The sequence below is a fragment of the Nonomuraea sp. B19D2 genome (assembly GCF_040137845.1).
Lineage (GTDB): Bacteria > Actinomycetota > Actinomycetes > Streptosporangiales > Streptosporangiaceae > Nonomuraea.
Genome location: NZ_JBEFAK010000001.1, coordinates 736,241 through 753,091 on the forward strand (window position 1 = coordinate 736,241; position 16,851 = coordinate 753,091).

Annotated in this window: 12 protein-coding genes; 10 read left to right on the forward strand and 2 right to left on the reverse strand. The window is 70.7% G+C overall.

The genetic code is table 11. The features are described 5' to 3' along the window. The first annotated feature begins 10 nt into the window (after positions 1-10). From ABN273_RS03570 to ABN273_RS03580, 3 genes are read left to right on the forward strand one after another with little or no spacing between them, the layout of a single operon-like run. The gene (locus ABN273_RS03570; protein WP_349447137.1) at positions 11-814 is read left to right on the forward strand and encodes a glycosyltransferase; all 804 of its coding nucleotides are present in this window, start codon (positions 11-13) and stop codon (positions 812-814) included. Further along, positions 811-1,905 carry a glycosyltransferase family 4 protein gene (locus tag ABN273_RS03575; RefSeq protein WP_349447138.1) on the forward strand — a complete coding sequence of 365 codons (1,095 nt, stop codon included), beginning with the start codon at positions 811-813 and terminating at the stop codon, positions 1,903-1,905. The genes ABN273_RS03570 and ABN273_RS03575 overlap by 4 nt, the downstream gene beginning before the upstream one ends. Continuing rightward, on the forward strand, positions 1,902-6,182 hold the full coding sequence (locus ABN273_RS03580; protein WP_349447139.1) for an alpha-(1->3)-arabinofuranosyltransferase domain-containing protein: 4,281 nt from the start codon (positions 1,902-1,904) through the stop codon (positions 6,180-6,182). The genes ABN273_RS03575 and ABN273_RS03580 overlap by 4 nt, the downstream gene beginning before the upstream one ends. On the opposite strand, the gene ABN273_RS03585 is transcribed toward ABN273_RS03580, so the two are convergent. Further along, positions 6,103-7,251 (reverse strand): acyltransferase family protein, encoded by a 1,149-nt coding sequence (locus tag ABN273_RS03585; protein WP_349447140.1) that lies wholly within the window; start codon positions 7,249-7,251, stop codon positions 6,103-6,105. The genes ABN273_RS03580 and ABN273_RS03585 overlap by 80 nt on opposite strands. 167 nt (positions 7,252-7,418) lie before the next feature. Between ABN273_RS03585 and pgfA the strand changes: the two genes are divergently transcribed. Beyond that, positions 7,419-8,339, forward strand: a complete 921-nt coding sequence (gene pgfA / locus ABN273_RS03590; protein WP_349447141.1) for a cell envelope lipid trafficking protein PgfA — start codon at positions 7,419-7,421, stop codon at positions 8,337-8,339. Between the two features lie 160 nt (positions 8,340-8,499). Then, positions 8,500-9,606: an NAD(P)H-dependent flavin oxidoreductase gene (locus ABN273_RS03595; protein WP_349447142.1), complete on the forward strand. Its 1,107-nt coding sequence runs from the start codon at positions 8,500-8,502 to the stop codon at positions 9,604-9,606. Positions 9,607-9,711: 105 nt separating this feature from the next. On the opposite strand, the gene ABN273_RS03600 is transcribed toward ABN273_RS03595, so the two are convergent. Then, positions 9,712-10,521: a crotonase/enoyl-CoA hydratase family protein gene (locus ABN273_RS03600; RefSeq protein ID WP_349447143.1), complete on the reverse strand. Its 810-nt coding sequence runs from the start codon at positions 10,519-10,521 to the stop codon at positions 9,712-9,714. 119 nt (positions 10,522-10,640) lie between these two features. Here ABN273_RS03600 and ABN273_RS03605 point away from each other — a divergent pair, with 119 nt between their 5' ends. From ABN273_RS03605 to ABN273_RS03625, 5 genes are read left to right on the forward strand one after another with little or no spacing between them, the layout of a single operon-like run. Continuing rightward, positions 10,641-12,188: an acyl-CoA synthetase gene (locus ABN273_RS03605; protein ID WP_349447144.1), complete on the forward strand. Its 1,548-nt coding sequence runs from the start codon at positions 10,641-10,643 to the stop codon at positions 12,186-12,188. After that, complete coding sequence (locus ABN273_RS03610; protein WP_349447145.1) at positions 12,178-13,077, forward strand: Zn-ribbon domain-containing OB-fold protein; 900 nt, start codon at positions 12,178-12,180, stop codon at positions 13,075-13,077. The genes ABN273_RS03605 and ABN273_RS03610 overlap by 11 nt, the downstream gene beginning before the upstream one ends. Further along, complete coding sequence (locus tag ABN273_RS03615) at positions 13,074-14,096, forward strand: thiolase family protein (RefSeq protein WP_349447146.1); 1,023 nt, start codon at positions 13,074-13,076, stop codon at positions 14,094-14,096. The genes ABN273_RS03610 and ABN273_RS03615 overlap by 4 nt, the downstream gene beginning before the upstream one ends. Before the next feature lies 1 nt (position 14,097). Next, positions 14,098-15,246, forward strand: coding sequence for a thiolase family protein (locus ABN273_RS03620; RefSeq protein ID WP_349447147.1), 1,149 nt, complete (start codon positions 14,098-14,100; stop codon positions 15,244-15,246). Continuing rightward, positions 15,246-16,835, forward strand: coding sequence for an acyl-CoA synthetase (locus tag ABN273_RS03625; RefSeq protein ID WP_349447148.1), 1,590 nt, complete (start codon positions 15,246-15,248; stop codon positions 16,833-16,835). The genes ABN273_RS03620 and ABN273_RS03625 overlap by 1 nt, the downstream gene beginning before the upstream one ends. The last annotated feature ends 16 nt before the right edge of the window (positions 16,836-16,851 follow it).

Below are 16,851 nucleotides of genomic sequence, written 5' to 3' on the forward strand. Positions count from 1 at the left end.
CCGAGCCGACATGCCGCCCTCTCCACATGGGGACGAGGGGACGAGCCGACCACCACTGCTTGAGATCGTCATTCCCGCCTACAACGAGGAACGACGACTTCCCGGGGGCCTCCTGCAGCTGTGCGCGAAGCTTGCCCGAATGCCGTTCCCGACCGCTGTCATCGTCGTCGACAACAACAGCACGGACCGCACGGCCGAGATCGTCCGGAACTGGCCGCGTGGACCTGTGGCGGTCCGGCTGATGCAGTGCCCGGCTCCGGGGAAGGGAGCCGCCGTACGTGCCGGACTGCTCGGCACCAGTGCCCCGTTCGTCGGGTTCGTCGACGCCGACATGGCCACCGACCTCGACGCCATCGACGTCGCCTTCGGGCAGTTGTTGTCCGGGGAGCGGGTGGTGATCGGGTCGAGGGCGCACCGGGACTCCCACGTCGAGAACCGCCACAGCAAGATCCGCGAACTGGGCGCCTTCTGGTTCCGCACGCTGGCCGGCACGCTGGTGCGCGGGGTGAGCGATACCCAGTGCGGGTTCAAGTTCTTCGACGGGGTGCTGGCCCGCGAGATCGCCGCCCTGCTCCGTACCCCAGGCTTCGCCTTCGACGTCGAGTTCCTCGCGCGCTGCGTCGGGCAGGGCTCGGCGGTGCGGGAGATCCCCGTGCGCTGGCACGACATGCCGGGCTCGCGCTTCTCGCCGGCCCGGCACACGTTCGGCATCGTGCTGGAGCTCGGGAGGATCTGGCTCCGGCTGCGCGCCCACCCGCGTGCGGCCCCCCGCCCGGCCTGGGAGCCACCGCTCGACCCCGTCGGATATCCGTGAAGATCGCTGTCGTCAACTGGCGTGACCCCTGGCATCCCCAGGCAGGTGGCGCTGAGACGTTCGCCTGGGAGCTGGCCCGCCGCTTCGCGCGCGCGGGCCACCGGGTCTGCTTCGTCACCGCGCGAGCGCCGGGCCAGGGCCGCGGGGAGTCCGTTGACGGGGTACGCGTCGTGCGGATGGGCGGTGTGTTCACCGTCTATCCGCTGGTGCTCTGCTGGCTGCTGCTCCGGCGCGGCCGCTTCGACGTGGTGCTCGACTGCCAGAACGGGATCCCGTTCTTCACCCCGTGGGTCGTGCGGCGGCGCACCAAGGTGCTCTGCGTCGTGCACCACGTGCACGACCGGCAGTTCGGGCTGCACATGCCGGGATGGCTGGCGGCGTTCGGACGGTTCCTGGAGGGGCCGGTGGCCCGGTGGAGCTACCGGCGGCACGAGAGCGTGGCCGTGTCGCCGTCCACGGTGCGGGCCATGCGGGAGCGGCTCGGGTGGGACGGGCCGGTGCACATCGTGCCGAACGGGGTGAGCATCGCCCGGCCCGCCGACGTGGTGAAGAGCCCGGCGCCGCGGCTCGTCTGCCTGGGCCGGCTCGTGGCGCACAAACGTGTTCACCTGCTGCTCGACGCCGTGACCCAGCTCAGGGAGCGCTGGCCCGGCCTGACCGTGGACGTCATCGGCCGCGGGCCCGAGGAGGCGCGGCTGCGCGCCCGGCTGCCGGAAGGCGTCACGCTCCACGGCTACCTGCCGGAGGAGGACAAGGCGCGGCTGGTCGCGCGGGCATGGGTGCACGTGAGCGCCTCGCAGGGTGAGGGGTGGGGGCTGAGCGTGCTCGAGGCGGCCGCGCTGGGGGTGCCGACCGTGGCGTTCGACGTGGACGGGCTGCGTGACGCCGTACGGCACGGGGAGACGGGGTGGTTGCTGCCCGAAGGCACGGAGCTGGCCAAGGGCATCGCCGCGGCACTCGCCGAGCTGGACGAAACTTATGCCGTGAAATGTCGGGCATGGGCGGACCGCTTCTCCTGGGACCGCAGCGCGGAGCGCCTCACCGCACTGATGCTGGGCCACGACGTCGAGCCCGGCTGGGAGGCCTGGTGACGCGCAAACCACCGATCGACCGCATCGTGGCCGGCCGCTCGCGCAACCAACCGGCGACCGACCGCCTGGTGGCCGGCCGCCCGGGAACCGGCCGCCCGGACCACGAGCCACCGGCGTCCGACGGGACCGCAGCCACGCCGCCCGCTGCCGATGGGACCCGAGCCACGCCGCCCCCTGCCGACGGGCGCGCGACCCCGCCGCCGGGGCCGAGGGCCGGGCGGGCGGCGGCCGGGGAGCCGGTCAGTGAGCGGGTGCGGCGGCGGTGGTGGCTGGTCGTGTGCTGCCTGGGCTTCGGCGTGCTGGCGTTCACCACCAAGCCGGGCAACCTGATCTCCGACACCAAGATGGACCTGGCGCTCAACCCGGTCGGCTGGCTGGAGCGCGCCGCCCACCTGTGGGACCTCCAGCACTTCGGCCAGCTCCAGAACCAGGTCGCGGGCTACATCTTCCCGATGGGCCCGTTCTTCGCCCTGGGCGACCTGGTCGGCATGGCGCCCTGGGTGACGCAGCGACTCTGGCTGACGCTGCTGATGTGCGTGGCGTTCCTGGGCGTGGAGCGGCTGGCCAGGCAGCTCGGCATCGGCACCGGGGGCACCCGGATCGTGGGCGCGCTGGCGTACGCGCTGGCCCCGCGCACGTTGTCGATCCTCGGCGAGATCTCGATCGAGTGGCTGCCCGCCGCGATGTTGCCGTGGATCCTGATCCCGCTGCTCACCGCCTCGGAGACGGGCCAGCGGGCCCGCGGGGCCGTCAGGTCGGCGCTGGCCGTGGCGCTGTGCGGCGGCGTGAACGCGGTCGCCGTGCTGGCCGTGCTCGTCGCGCCCGTCCTCTACATCCTCACCAGACCGCGCCCGGTGCCGCGCTGGCGGCTGCTCGCCTGGTGGACGGCCACGGTCTCGGTCGCCACCCTGTTCTGGACGCTGCCGCTGCTGCTCGTCGGCCGGTACGCCTTCTCGTTCCTGCCGTACACCGAGACCGCCGAGACCACCACCCAGGTCACCTCGCTCACGAACGTCCTGCGCGGCGCCTCCGACTGGGTGCGTTACCTGCCGCTCAGCGGCGTCTTCGACCAGCCGCCGGGCTTCTCGATCGCCACCTCCGCCACCATGGTCGTGGTCACCGGCCTGCTGGCGGCGCTCGGCCTGGCCGGGCTGTCCCGCCGCGACCTGCCCGCCAGGGGGTTCGTGGTGGTGCTGTTCCTGGTCGGTGTGACGGCGCTGGTCGCCGGGCACATGAGCGCCCTGGAGCCGGTCGTGGCGGAGCCGGTGCGCTGGCTGCTCGACGGCCCCCTCGCGCCGCTGCGCAACCTGCGGAAGTTCGACCCGCTGGTACGCCTCGCGCTCGCCTTCGGGCTCGCCCACCTGCTCGTGCGGGCCAGGCTGCCGCTGCGCACCGTGTCGGCGGTGGCGTTCGCGGCCCTCGTCCTGCCCGTGTTCAACCAGGGCCTGGCCGCGCCCGGCGACTTCAAGGAGGTGCCGGCGCACTGGCGGGAGGCGGCGGCCTGGCTCAACCAGCACGCCGGCGACGACGGCGTGCTGGTCGTGCCGGGCGCCAAGTTCGGCGAGTACGTCTGGGGCCGCCCGATGGACGAGCCCATGCAGGCGCTGTCCACCGCGCGCTGGACCACCAGGCAGATCACCCCCCCGGGCTCGGTGGGCCTGTCCAGGCTGCTCGACGCCATCGACCAGCGGCTCGCCGCGGGCCACGGCTCGGCCGGGGTGACCGCCGTGCTGCGCAGGATGGGCGTGCGCTACCTGCTCGTCAGGAACGACCTGAACAGGGCGAACCTCCAGGGCGCCTGGCCCGCGCGGATCTTCGAGGCGCTGCGGGAGTCGCCGGGCATCAAGCGGGTGCGCTCGTTCGGCGAGCTCGTCGGCGACAAGGAGAGCGACGACGCCGTGGAGTCGCTGGACGCGCCGTTCCCCGCGCTCGACCTGTACGAGGTTTCGGGCAGCTCGGACCTGGTGTCCGTGCAGCCGGTGGCCGACGCGCTGGCCGTGCGCGGGGGGCCGGACTCCCTCCTCGCGATGGGCGATCTCGGCCTGCTCGGTGACGGCCCGGTGCTGGTGAACGGCGATGCGGGCAAACGGGAGGCCCCGACCGTGGTCAGCGACGCGCTGCGGCTGCGCGAGCGCTCGTTCGGCGAGATCAGGTCGAACTGGTCGCCCACGCTGACGGCCGACAAGAAGGCGGACTTCTCCGGGGTCAGAGCGCTGGACCTGCTGGAGAAGGGCTGGCTGGACGACACCGCCACCGCCGGGTACGACGGCATCGCGGGCGTCACGGCCTCCTCCTCGGTCGCGGACCCGTACGCGATCGCCGGCATCAGCACGACGGGCCGGGGCCCGTGGGCGGCCATGGACGGCAACGTCGGGACCGGCTGGGAGAGCGACGGCTCGAAGCCCCCGCAGGGCGAATGGCTGCGCGTGGACCTGCCCGCGCGGATGCGGATCCCGTACGTGCAGGTCATGTTCGCCCCCGACCTGCTGCTCGGCCAGGCCATAAGGCGCGTGTCCGTGGAGACCGAGTCGGGGAGCCTGGCGCAGGATGTGCGGCGGGTCACGGACCCGCAGCGGCTGCGTGTCCCGGACGGGCCCACGAGCTGGGTCCGCATCAAGGTGCTGCAGACGGTGACCGGCGAGTGGAGCTACGGGCAGCGCGTCGGCGTCGTCGAGCTGTCCATCCCCGGAGTCGCCCCTGGGCGCACGATCAGGTTGCCGGGGAAGGGCGGCGACGTGTTCGTCATGGACCGGGGGCTCGACGAGCGGCCCGCCTGCATGCGTAACCAGTACCGGTGGATCTGCAACGCGGCGGCGCTGGCCAAGCCGGGCGAGGAGAGCGGGTTCGACCGGACCTTCACCGCCGGCTCCGCGGCGACCGTGAACGTGCGGGGATCGGCCGTGCTGAAGGATCCGGCGCTCGCTGACCGGTTCACGCGCATCAGTGCGGATCTGACCAGCGTGACGGGATCATCCCAGCTCACCCTGGACGCGGTGGTCTCGCCCAGGTCGGCGTTCGACGGAGACCCGAGCACCACCTGGATCACCGACGCCGACGACACCGAGCCCACGCTCACCATCGCCTGGAAGGGCAGGCGGACGATCTCCCAGATCCGGATCGGCCGCCCCGGGGGCGACAAGCAGCCGCTCGACGTGGTCGTGACCGGCGACCGCGGCGCCGTCCGCGCGGGACGGGCCGACCCGGGCGGGCTCCTCACGTTCAGGCCGATGTCCACCTCGCGGCTCAAGCTCCGCTTCACGCCGTTCTCGAAGCGGCTGCAGGTGACCGAGGTCGTGGTGCCCGGCGTCGCTCCCGTGGGCAGGCCCGTCGACATCCCGCTCAGGCTCGCCTGCGGCTCCGGGCCCAGGATCGAGGTGAACGGGCAGGTCATCCAGACCAAGGTGGCCGGCACCCACACCGACCTGCTGGAGCAGCGCCCTGTGCAGATCTTCGGCTGCACGAAGGCCAGGCTCGTGGCCGGCGACAACCGGGTGCGGGTCGCGGGCTGGGAGTCGTTCGCCATCGACGACCTCGTGGCCGGCACGCTGCCCGACAAGCCGCGCGGCGTGGAGGGGGCGGCCGTGCAGAGCACCTGGACGCCGTCCGTACGCGAGGTCGAGGTGACCGCGCCGAAGGACTCCTTCCTCGTCGTCAACGAGAACTTCAACGCCGGCTGGGAGGCGCAGCTCGGCGGCAAGACGCTCAAACCCGTGCGGATCGACGGGTGGAAGCAGGGCTGGGAGCTGCCGGCCGGGACCACGGGAACCGCGCGCCTCGAATACGTGCCCGACCGCGCCTACTGGCTCGCGCTCGCCCTCGGCCTGGCCGGGATCGCCCTGCTGACCCTGATCGCCCTGGTCATGCGCGGGCCGCGCCCCGAGCACGTGCGCCAGACCGCCCCCGCCTCGGCGGCGCGGCTGCGGCACCTGCGCGCGCCGTACGCCGTCGTGCTCGGTCTGGCGTTCGGCGGCTGGGTGGCGAGCTGGCAGGGCATGCTCGCGGTCCTCGGCGCCCTGCTCGTGACGCTCGTCCTCCGGGCCAGGGGCCTGCCCGCGCACTGGCCGGCCGCGGTCCTCTTCGGCGTGGCGACGTTGTCCCTGGCGGCGGCCATGCTGCTGACCGGTGCGGGACTGCTCCTGGACGAGGTGCCGCAGCTGGCCGCCTGTGCGGCCATGGGCGTGCTGTTCGGCCAGCTCGTCAAGGAGCCGGCGCGACCGGAGCCGGAGCCGGAGCGGCCGGCGGCCGAGCAGGTGCTGACCGCAGCCGGCCGAGCTTGAGCGCCGGGACCTCGATGAGATGGTAGCTGCCCACGCTCAGCAGCAGCGTCCCCACGAACGACACCACCGCCACGCTGGGGAAGTCGCCGCCGAACGGCGGCGCGCCGGTGAGCTTGAGCTGCAACGTGATCAGCGGCGCGTGCCACAGGAAGAAGCTGTAGGAGATGCGGCCGAGGTAGGCGGTCACGGGGTTGCCGACCAGGCGCTGCCTGAGCGAGTCGCCCCTGGGAGCCAGGGCGAACGGCGCGACCAGGAGCATCGCCACCGCCGCCTCCAGGCTCACCCGCAGCAGCGACTCCCACAGGGTCGGCAGCGTCAGCGTGCGCGGCCCGGCCAGCCCCGTGCTCAGCACGGCGTACAGCAGCGCGGCCAGCACCAGGAGCTGCGGTGTCAGCGAGTCGATCACCCTGCTGTGCCCGATCCACACCGACAGGACCGCCATCGCCATGCCGCAGGCGAAGAACACCAGGTGGTACGGCAGCAACAGGGCGAGTTGCGGCTGCGCGAACTCCCGCGACACGACCACGGTGGCCACCGAGATCATCGGCAGCACCGCGATGCCCCCCAGCAGCCTGACCGGCGGGTTGCCGCCGCGGCGGGCCCATTTGTGCAGGAGCCAGCCCAGCAGTGGAAGCGCCACGTAGAAGGCCATCTCGATGGGCAGCGTCCACATCTGGTAGAGCCCCTCGGCCGCCTGCTCGCCCGGGAAGTAGTTCTGCAGCAGCAGCATCCACTTGACCCAGCCCAGCCAGTCCGGCGAGCTCCACGCCCACAGCGCCGGCGCCGTCACGAGCCAGTAGACCGGCATGACCCGCAGCACCCTGCGCCACAGGTAGCGCAGGGGCTTCGGACGTGGCGTATCCTCGATCACCGCGCGCGCCCACGGGCGGTAGAGCAGCAGGCCCGACAGGAGGAAGAAGATGGGTACGGCGATGCCGAGGCGGGCCATCATCCACGCGTACATGCCCTCGCGGTACATGACGCCGGTGTTGCTGCCGACGTGCAGCAGCCAGACGCCCAGAGCGGCGAACGCGCGGATGCCGTCGAGGGCCGCGTCCCTGCTCTTCACCCGTGCTCACACCCTCTCGCTAGGCCGGCGGAAACCACGATAGAACTTGTTTCTATCGATTTGATTGCGGTGGTATGGCCGCCAGTGACGCGCATCACCCACTGTCATACTTTGTTGCTCGACGATCGCGCTAGACGACAACACGTTCTACAAATCCGGAGGCCTCGATGGGTCGTATCTCCACGCTCGTCCTCATCGGGTTCGGGGCTTTCTTCATTGCGCTGGCGCCGCTGCTGAAATTCTGGGCGGCCGGCCAGATCATCGCTGCTCCCGCGGACCAGTTCGGCATCGCGCGGCTGGAGGCGAAGGGTGCTCGGTACTTCTCGCTCCAGGACCTGAAGGTCCTCACCGGCGACCTCCAGATCTTCGTCACCACCCGCGGGGACGTGAAGGAGGCCAACTCGCAGCGGGTGGTCTGGGACGAGGCCACGGTCGTCAACGACGTGACGAACAGCCGGCCGCAGATCGACCTCTCCGAGCGCCGCAGCGCCTTCGACCGCTACACCGGAGTGGGCCTCAACTGCTGCGGGACCAGCATCGGCAAGACGCCGGTCACGCTGGAGGGGCAGATCTACAAGTTCCCCTTCGACGTGGAGAAGAAGACGTACAAGGTGTTCAACGCCACGGCGGGCAAGGCGTTCGACGCCGCCTTCGTGCGCGAGGACAACGTCAACGGCCTGCCCGTCTACGTCTTCGAGCAGACCGTCCCGCCGACCAAGACCCAGACCCGCAGCGCGCCCGCCAACGTGCTCGGCATGACCGGCACCACCGGGGACGTGCAGGTCGACCGCTGGTACGACGGCAAGACCACGTTCTGGATCGAGCCGGCCACCGGCTCCCCGGTCAAGCAGGAGGTGCAGCGCCACGAGGTGCTGAAGACCCAGGACGGGGTCGAGCGCTCGCCGGCCTTCATCGGCACCGCGAAGATGACCGAGCAGACCGTGAACGACCTGGTCAAGAAGGCGCAGGAGGGCAAGAGCCAGATGAACCTGCTGCGTAACATCATCCCGCTGGTCCTGCTCATCGTGGGCGCCGCGCTGGTGCTGACCGGCGCCGTCCTCGGCCGCCGCCGCACCCAGGGCGAGTAATCACCATTACGGGGCCCGCGATATGCGGGCCCCTTTTTCAGGCCGTGAGGCAGCCCAACTAGAACGCGTTATCATACAAGGTTACTCACCGGTACCAGACGAAAGGTTCTAGTCTAGAACACGTTGCAGTTCGCTGTCCGCCGGACGTATTGTCGGGGCCATGCGGACACGTGTCACGGACATGTTCGGAATCGAGTTCCCGATCTTCGCGTTCAGCCACTGCAGGGACGTGGTCGCCGCCGTCAGCCGCGCGGGCGGCATGGGAGTGCTCGGAGCGCTCTACTTCACGCCTGAGGAGCTCGAGACGGAGCTCAAGTGGATCGACGACCACGTGGACGGCAAGCCGTACGGCGTGGACGTGGTCATGCCCGCCTCCTACGAGGGCGCCGACTTCGCGCCCGAGGAGCTGGTGGGGCGCCTCAAGTCGATGATCCCCGACGGCCACCGGGCGTTCGTCGAGAACCTCCTGGGCAAGCACGGGGTCCCGCCGCTGTCCGCGGACGCCGACCCCGGCAAGGTGCTGCTCGGCTGGACGGACGCGACGGCCCGGCCGCAGGTGGAGGTGGCCCTCCGCCACCCCATCGCCCTGCTGGCCAACGCGCTGGGCCCGCCGCCCGCGGACGTGGTCGACCTCGCCCACACGCACGGGGTCAAGGTGGCCGCCCTGGCCTCCACCCCCCGGCACGCGCTCAAGCAGGTGGAGGTCGGGGTGGACGTGGTGGTCGCCCAGGGCACGGAGGCCGGCGGCCACACGGGCGAGATCTCCACCATGGTGCTGATCCCTCAGGTGGTGGACGCCGTGGACGTGCCCGTCCTGGCCGCCGGCGGCATCGGCAACGGCCGCCAGATGGCGGCGGGGATGGCCCTGGGCGCCGAAGGGGTCTGGACCGGCTCGATCTGGTTGACCGTGGAGGAGGCCGACACCCCGGAGATGGCCAAGCGCCGCATCCTGGAGGCCACGTCCAGGGACACCGTGCGTTCGCGGAGCTGGACGGGCAAGCCCGCGCGGCTGCTCAAGAACGAGTGGACGGACGCGTGGGAGTCGGAGGAGTCGCCCGGGACGCTGCCGATGCCGCTGCAGTTCATGCTGGTGTCGGACGCCCTGCGCCGCATCGGCCGCTCCGAGGTCGCCGAGCTGGCCACCTTCCCTGCCGGGCAGATCATCGGGATCACCAACCAGGTCCGGTCGACGAAGGACGTGGTGTTCGGCCTGGTGGAGGAGTACGGCGAGGCCCTGGAACGGCTCGAGCGCCTCACCGGGGACTGACGTTCAGGTCCATGCGCAGAGGCCGGGTATCGCGCTTCGCCGGCCTCTCCACGCATTTCGGCATGGTCGACGCGTGGGAGCCGACGATGCCTTGCGACGAGCTCTTCAGCGCGCCTGGTAGGTCGGCGGGCGCTTCTCGCGGAAGGCCCTGGTGCCCTCCTTGGCGTCCTCCGAGCCGATCACCGGCCAGCCGATCTCGTCCGACACCTTCAGTGCCTCCGGCTCCGGCATGCCCAGCGTGTCCCGGTACGTGCGCAGGATCGCCTGCACCGCGAGCGGGCCCGAGGCGGCGACGTCCGCTGCCAGCTCCAGGGCGGAGGCCAGCGCCTGGCCGTCGGGGACCACCCGGTTGACCAGCCCCATGGACAGCGCCTCCGCCGCCGTGATCGGGCGGCCGGTGAGGAGGAGGTCCATGGCATGGCAGTACGGGATCTGCCGGGGGAGTCGTACGGCGCTGCCGCCCATGGGGAAGAGTGCGCGCTTGGCCTCGAACAGCCCCAGCGTGGCCGACTCCGCCACCACCCGCAGGTCCGTCCCCACCAGCAGCTCCGTGCCCCCGGCCACCGCGTAGCCCTCCACCGCGCTGATGATCGGCTTGGTGGGCAGGTCCTCCCTCAGCAGTCCCTTCCAGTGGAAGTTGGGTATCTGTGCGGCTCTGGCCTGTACCTCCGGATCCGTCGACGGCTGCCCCATGGCCTTGAGGTCGGCCCCCGAGCAGAACGTGCCCTCCGCGCCCGTCAGGATCGCCACCCGGATCCCGGGCTCCGCCGACGCGTACTGCCACGCCGAGGCCAGGCCGATCAGCATGTCCGAGGAGAGCGCGTTGCGGGCCTCCGGCCGGTTCATGGTGACGATCAGGATGTGGCCGTCGCGTTCGATCCGGCAGTGGGGAGTGCTGATCGGCAGGAGCTCCACGTACGCCTCCGAAGTGTCTAATCAAGCGCTTGCTACGAACTTCGGCCCCAGGATACGCTCCCAGCAGCAAACGAGAACAGGTTCCTGTTTTGCTCGCGCCGCAACTCCAAGGAGTTCAGATGGGCACGCTCGGTTTCTGGAGGCTCGCGCAGGCGGATCCCGAGTGGATCGCGGCCGTGGACCCCGACGGCACGGAGCATCGCGCGGGCGACCTGCTCGCCCGCGCCAACCGCCTCGTGCACGGGCTGCGCGCGCTCGGTCTCCAGCCGGGGGACGGCATCTGCGGCCTGGTCCCGAACGGCGTGGACGGGCTCGTGCTCTACCTGGCCGCCATGCAGGCCGGCTGGTACTACACCCCGGTCAACTGGCATCTCGCCGGCCCCGAGATCGCGTATATCGTGTCCGACAGCGAGGCCAAGGCCTTCTTCGTGCACCCGCGCTACCTCGAGGAGGCCGCCAGAGGAGCGGAGGCCATCGAGCCGCACCGCCGTTTCATCCTCGGCGAGAAGGCCGACGGCTTCCGCCAGGCGAGCGAACTCACCGATGGGCAGCCTGACACCGCCCCGGAAGGCCGTACCGCGGGCGTCACCATGCACTACACCTCAGGCACGACCGGCAAGCCGAAAGGCGTCAGACGCCGGCTGAACGGCCTGGATCCGGACGACTCCGCAGAGCTCATGACATTCCTGCTCGGACTGTTCGGCATCACCCAGGGCCGCCCCAACGCCCACCTGATCACCTCCCCGAACTACCACACCGCGGTGACCCAGTTCGGCGGTACCGCCCTCCACATGGGGCACACGCTCGTCTACATGGACAAGTGGGACGCCGAGGAGATGCTCCGGGTCTGCGAGCGCTACCGCGTCACGAACTCCCACCTGGTCCCGACCCACTTCAAGCGGCTGCTCGCGCTCCCGGAGCAGACCCGCGCCAAGTACGACCTGTCCTCGCTCAAGTGGATGATCCACGCCGCCGCCCCCTGCCCGATCCCGGTCAAATGGGCGATGTTCGAGTGGTGGGGCGACTGCGTGTACGAGTACTACGCGGCCACCGAGGGCGGCGGCACCCTGGCCACGCCCGAGGACTGGAAGTCGCATCCGGGCACGGTCGGCAAGGCGTGGCCCATCAGCGAGCTGCTCATCGTGGACGAGCAGGGTGAGTCTGTACCGGCCGGCACCGCCGGGACGATTTACATGAAGATGATGGGCGCCTCGTTCGAGTACAAGGGCGACCCCGACAAGACCGCCGCGAACCGCCTCAAGGACTACTTCACCGTAGGAGACATCGGATACCTGGACGAGGACGGCTTCCTCTACCTCTGCGACCGCAAGGCCGACCTGATCATCTCCGGCGGGGCGAACATCTACCCGGCCGAGATCGAGAACGAGCTCATGGTCCACCCGAAGGTGGCGGACGTGGCCGTGTTCGGCATCCCGGACGAGGAGTGGGGCGAGCAGATCAAGGCCGTGGTCGAGCCCGCGCCGGGGGTCGAGCCCGGCCCCGAGCTGGCCCGCGAGTTGCTCGCGTCGCTGGAGGGCCGCCTGGCCAGGATGAAGTGGCCCAGGAGCTTCGACTTCATCGCCGAGATGCCCCGAGAGCCCAACGGAAAGCTGCTCAAACGTAAGCTCCGCGCCCCGTACTGGGAGGGACACGACCGTGCCATCTGATCCGCTCGTCGCCCAGCACGTCCTGGAATTTCCCGGCGGCTACACGCGTACGACAGGTCCCGTGATCGGCCGGTTCCTGAGTGAATTACGCGGCCGGCGCATCGTGGGCGTGCGGACGAAAGAGGGCAAGGTACTCGTGCCGCCCCTGGAGTACGACCCCGCGACGGGCGAGCCGGTGACCGGCGAGTACGTCGAGGTCGGCCCGGCGGGCACGGTCACCACCTGGGCGTGGGTGGCGGAGCCGCTCGAGAGCCACCCGCTCGACCGCCCCTTCGCCTGGGCCCTGATCAAGCTGGATGGGGCGGACACGGCGCTGGTGCACGCCGTGGACGCGGGCAACCCCAAGGCGCTGGCCGCCGGCACGCGCGTCTGGCCGGCGTGGAGCGAGCGCCCCACCGGCCACATCACCGACATTTCCCATTTCGTCCCCGAGGTCACGAAGATCGTGTCCAACGTGCGCTCCGAATACCGCCTCCAGGCGGGCGGCGCGCTACGCGTCTTCCTGGAGGGCGTCGAGCGCGGCGTCTTCCTCGGCGGCCGGTGCGAGAGCTGCGACAAGGTGTATGTGCCTTACCGCCTGTCCTGCCCCGAATGCGGAAACGGCATCCCGGAAACGCTCGAACTCCCCGACACCGGCACGATCACCACATTCGCCATCAACAACCTGCCGGATCCGCGGGCCCCGCAGGTGCCGTTCGTGTCGGCGTACATACTGCTCGACCACGCCGACATCCCCATGATCGCGCTCGTCGGGGACGTACCCGCTCACGAGGTGCGCCAGGGCATGCGGGTCAGGGCGGTCTGGGTCCCGGAGAGCGAGCGCACGGCGTCCATGGCGAACATCCGCTGGTTCGCCCCCACCGGCGAGCCCGATGTGGAGCTGTCATGAGAGCTGTCGCGATCGTCGCGTTCGCCCAGACCCGGCACACCGGCCACGACACCGGGCTGACCGAGCCGGAGCTGATCCAGCCGATTATCGACGAGGTCAAGGAGCGCACGGGGCTGAAGAGGTTCGGCTTCACCTGCTCGGGCAGCTGCGACTACCTCGCGGGCGCGCCCTTCTCGTTCGTGTCGGCCCTCGACGCGCTGGCCGCCTGGCCGCCCATCTCCGAGAGCCACGTGGAGATGGACGGCGCCTGGGCCCTGTACGAGGCGTGGGTGCGTCTCCAGCACGGCGACATCGACTCGGCCCTCGTCTACGGCTTCGGCAAGTCGTCGCTCGGCGACCTGAACACGATCATGACGATCCAGCTCGACCCGTACTACCTGGCGCCGCTCGGTCTCGACCTGCTCTCCTACGCCGCGCTCCAGGCCGGCGCGGTCGGCGCGGACAGGAAGGAGCTCGACGAGATCGTCCGCAGGAGCCGGGCGGACGGGAGGAGCAACCCGTACGCGCTCGATCTGCCCGACCCGGAAGACTCGGACGGCTTCGCGGTGCAGCCGCTGAAGAAGACCGACGTGCCGCCCATCACGGACGGGACCGCCGCGATCGTGCTCGCGGCAGGTGAGCTGGCCAGGCAGCTGTGCCGGAATCCCGCCTACATCAGGGGCATCGCGCATCGCATAGAGCCCCACTACCTGGGTATGCGTGATCTTGCCTTGTCGGCCTCCGCGGCCGATGCCGCACGAGCCGCGGGAGTCGGCAAGGCTCCCGTCGAGGTGGCCGAGCTGCACGCCCAGTTCCCGCACGAGGAGATCATCCTGCGTCGCGCGCTGGAGTTGTCCGGCGACACGGTGATCAACCCGTCCGGCGGCCCGCTGGCCGCCAACCCGGTCATGGCCACGGGCCTCATCCGCATCGGCGAGGCCGCGCGGCGCATCCTCGACGGCGACGCGAGCCGCACCGTCGGGCACGCCGCCGGCGGCCCCTGCCTGCAGCACAACCTCGTCACCGTCCTGGAGGCCTGACATGGGAAATCGCTGTGCGGTCATCGGGGTCGGGCAGACGCACTACACGACCAAGCGCAGGGACGTGTCGATCGCCGGGCTGGTCCGCGAGGCGGCGCTGCGGGCGCTGGAGGACGCCGGGCTGTCGTTCAAGGACATCGACGCCGTGGTCATCGGCAAGGCGCCCGACCTGTTCGAGGGCGTGATGATGCCGGAGGCGTACCTGGCGGACGCCCTCGGCGCGGCGGGCAAGCCGATGATGCGCGTGCACACGGCGGGCAGTGTCGGCGGCTCGACGGCGCTGGTCGGAGCCAGCCTCATCCAGGGCGGCGTGCACGACCGGGTGCTGGTGGTGGCGTTCGAGAAGCAGTCGGAGTCCAACGCGACCTGGGCGCTCTCCACGCACCTGCCGTTCAGCGCGTCACTGGTGGTGGGCGCGGGCGGCTACTTCGCGCCGCACATCCGCGAATACATGCGCAGGTCGGGCGCGCCCGAACACATCGGGGCGCTGGTGGCGGTCAAGGATCGGCTGAACGCCCTCAAGAACCCGTACGCGCACCTCAAGATCCCCGGCATCGACCAGAAGATGGTCGAGTCCACGCCCATGTTGTGGGAGCCGATCCGCTACCTGGAGACCTGCCCGTCCAGCGACGGCGCCTGCGCGATGATCCTGTCGTCCGAGTCCAAGGTCACCGGCACCCCGGCCTGGGTGCACGGGACGGCCATGCGCTCCGAGCCGATCTTCCGCGCCGGGCGCGACACGGTCAGCCCGCAGGGGGGCAAGGACTGCGCGGCCGACGTCTACCGCCAGGCGGGCATCGCCGACCCGCGGCGGCAGATCGACGTCGCCGAGACGTACGTGCCGTTCTCCTGGTACGAGCCGATGTGGCTGGAGAACCTGGGTTTCGCGGCGGAAGGGGAGGGATGGAAGCTCACCGAGTCGGGCGCGACGGCGCTCGACGGTGACATCCCGTGGAACGCCTCGGGCGGGGTGCTGTCGAGCAACCCGATCGGGGCGTCGGGACTGATCAGGTTCGCCGAGGCCGCGCTGCAGGTGCGCGGCATGGCGGGCGAGCACCAGGTGGACGGCGCCCGCACGGCGCTCGGCCACGCGTACGGCGGGGGAGCCCAGTTCTTCGCGATGTGGATCGTCGGACGGGAGAGACCCTGATGGAGTTCAACCACGCTGACCTGTTCGAAGGGCTCGCCGACGTGATCGGGGACAGGACGGCCGCCGTCTGCGGCTCGGACCGGCGCACCTACGCCGAGCTGGAAGCCGAGGCCAACCGGCTCGCCCACTACCTCATGGACCTGGGCATCCAGCCGGGCCAGCACGTCGGGCTGCACCTCTACAACGGCATCGAATACGTCGCGGGCCTGCTGGCCGCCCTGAAGATCAGGGCCGTGCCGATCAACGTCAACTACCGCTACGTCGAGGCCGAGCTGCTCTACCTCTACCGGGACTCCGACATCCGGGCGCTGCTCTACGACGTGGAGTTCGACGCGCGGGTGGCCGCCGTGGCCGGCCAGGCGCCGCTGCTGGAGCACCTCGTCTCGGTGGGCGGGCCGTCGTCGATCGGCACGGCGGTGCCGTACGAGACGGCGCTGGAACGCGGCAAGCCGGAACGTGGCTTCCCGCTCCGCTCGGGCCAGGACGTCTACATCATCTACACCGGCGGCACCACGGGACTGCCCAAGGGCGCGATGTGGCACGTCGAGGACCTGTTCATGGGCTTCGGCGGCGGCAACCCGTACGGCGAGCCGCGCGCCACGCCGCAGGAGGTGATCGACGCGGCGCTCGCGTCAGGTCCCACGGTCATGATGCCCGTCGCGCCGCTGATGCACGGCGCCGCCCAGATGACCACGTTCATCGGCTGGTGGATGGGCGCGACCCTCGTGTACCTCCGCAAGTTCGACGCCGCCGAGGTGTGGCGGACGGTCGAGCGCGAGCGCGTGAACACCATGAACGTCACCGGCGACGCCATGGCCAGGCCGATGGCCGAGGCGCTGGCCGAGGGCTCCCACGACGTCTCATCGCTGTTCGTGATCAGCTCGACCGGCGCCATCCTGTCCGGCGCCGTACGCGACCGGCTCCAGGAGTTGCTTCCGAACGTCATGATCCTGGACAACTTCGGCTCCACCGAGTCTGGCTACACCGCGTCGGGCGTGGCCGGCTCCTCGCCGGAGAAGGGCCTGCGCTACCAGCCGAACTCCGTGGTCAAGCTGGCCGTGCTCGACGAGAAGGGCCGGCCCGTCGAGCCTGGCTCCGGGCAGATGGGGACCGTGGCCAGGGCCGGGCGGGTGGCGTTCGGCTACTACAACGACCCCGGGAAGACGGCCCGCACGTTCGTCACCGACGAGGAGGGGACCAGGTGGCTGCTGACCGGTGACCTGGCGACCGTGGACACCGACGGGACCGTGAACGTGTTCGGCCGGGGCTCGCAGTGCATCAACACCGGCGGGGAGAAGGTGTTCCCCGAAGAGGTCGAGGCGGTGCTCAAGGGGCATCAGGCCGTGTTCGACGCCGTGGTGACCGGGGTGCCCGACGAGCGGTGGGGGAGCAGGGTGGCCGCCGTGGTGGAGCCGCGGCCGGGCGTCGAGGTCACGGCCGAGGAGCTGGACGCGCACTGCAGGACGCTGCTGTCGGGGTACAAGGTGCCTCGTTCGTACGCGTTCGTGGCGCAAATGGTGCGCTCGCCGGCGGGCAAGGCGGACTACCGGTGGGCTCGCGAGACGGTGCAGGCGCAGACGCCTGATTGACGCCCGGAGACGGCCG

What these genes read in the sequence shown, in the direction of transcription:
- ABN273_RS03570 (WP_349447137.1), top strand. Translation starts at nt 11, where the DNA reads ATGCCGCCCTCTCCACATGGGGACGAGGGGACGAGCCGACCACCACTG.
- pgfA (WP_349447141.1), top strand. Translation starts at nt 7,419, where the DNA reads ATGGGTCGTATCTCCACGCTCGTCCTCATCGGGTTCGGGGCTTTCTTC.
- ABN273_RS03595 (WP_349447142.1), top strand. Translation starts at nt 8,500, where the DNA reads ATGCGGACACGTGTCACGGACATGTTCGGAATCGAGTTCCCGATCTTC.
- ABN273_RS03605 (WP_349447144.1), top strand. Translation starts at nt 10,641, where the DNA reads ATGGGCACGCTCGGTTTCTGGAGGCTCGCGCAGGCGGATCCCGAGTGG.
- ABN273_RS03615 (WP_349447146.1), top strand. Translation starts at nt 13,074, where the DNA reads ATGAGAGCTGTCGCGATCGTCGCGTTCGCCCAGACCCGGCACACCGGC.
- ABN273_RS03620 (WP_349447147.1), top strand. Translation starts at nt 14,098, where the DNA reads ATGGGAAATCGCTGTGCGGTCATCGGGGTCGGGCAGACGCACTACACG.
- ABN273_RS03625 (WP_349447148.1), top strand. Translation starts at nt 15,246, where the DNA reads ATGGAGTTCAACCACGCTGACCTGTTCGAAGGGCTCGCCGACGTGATC.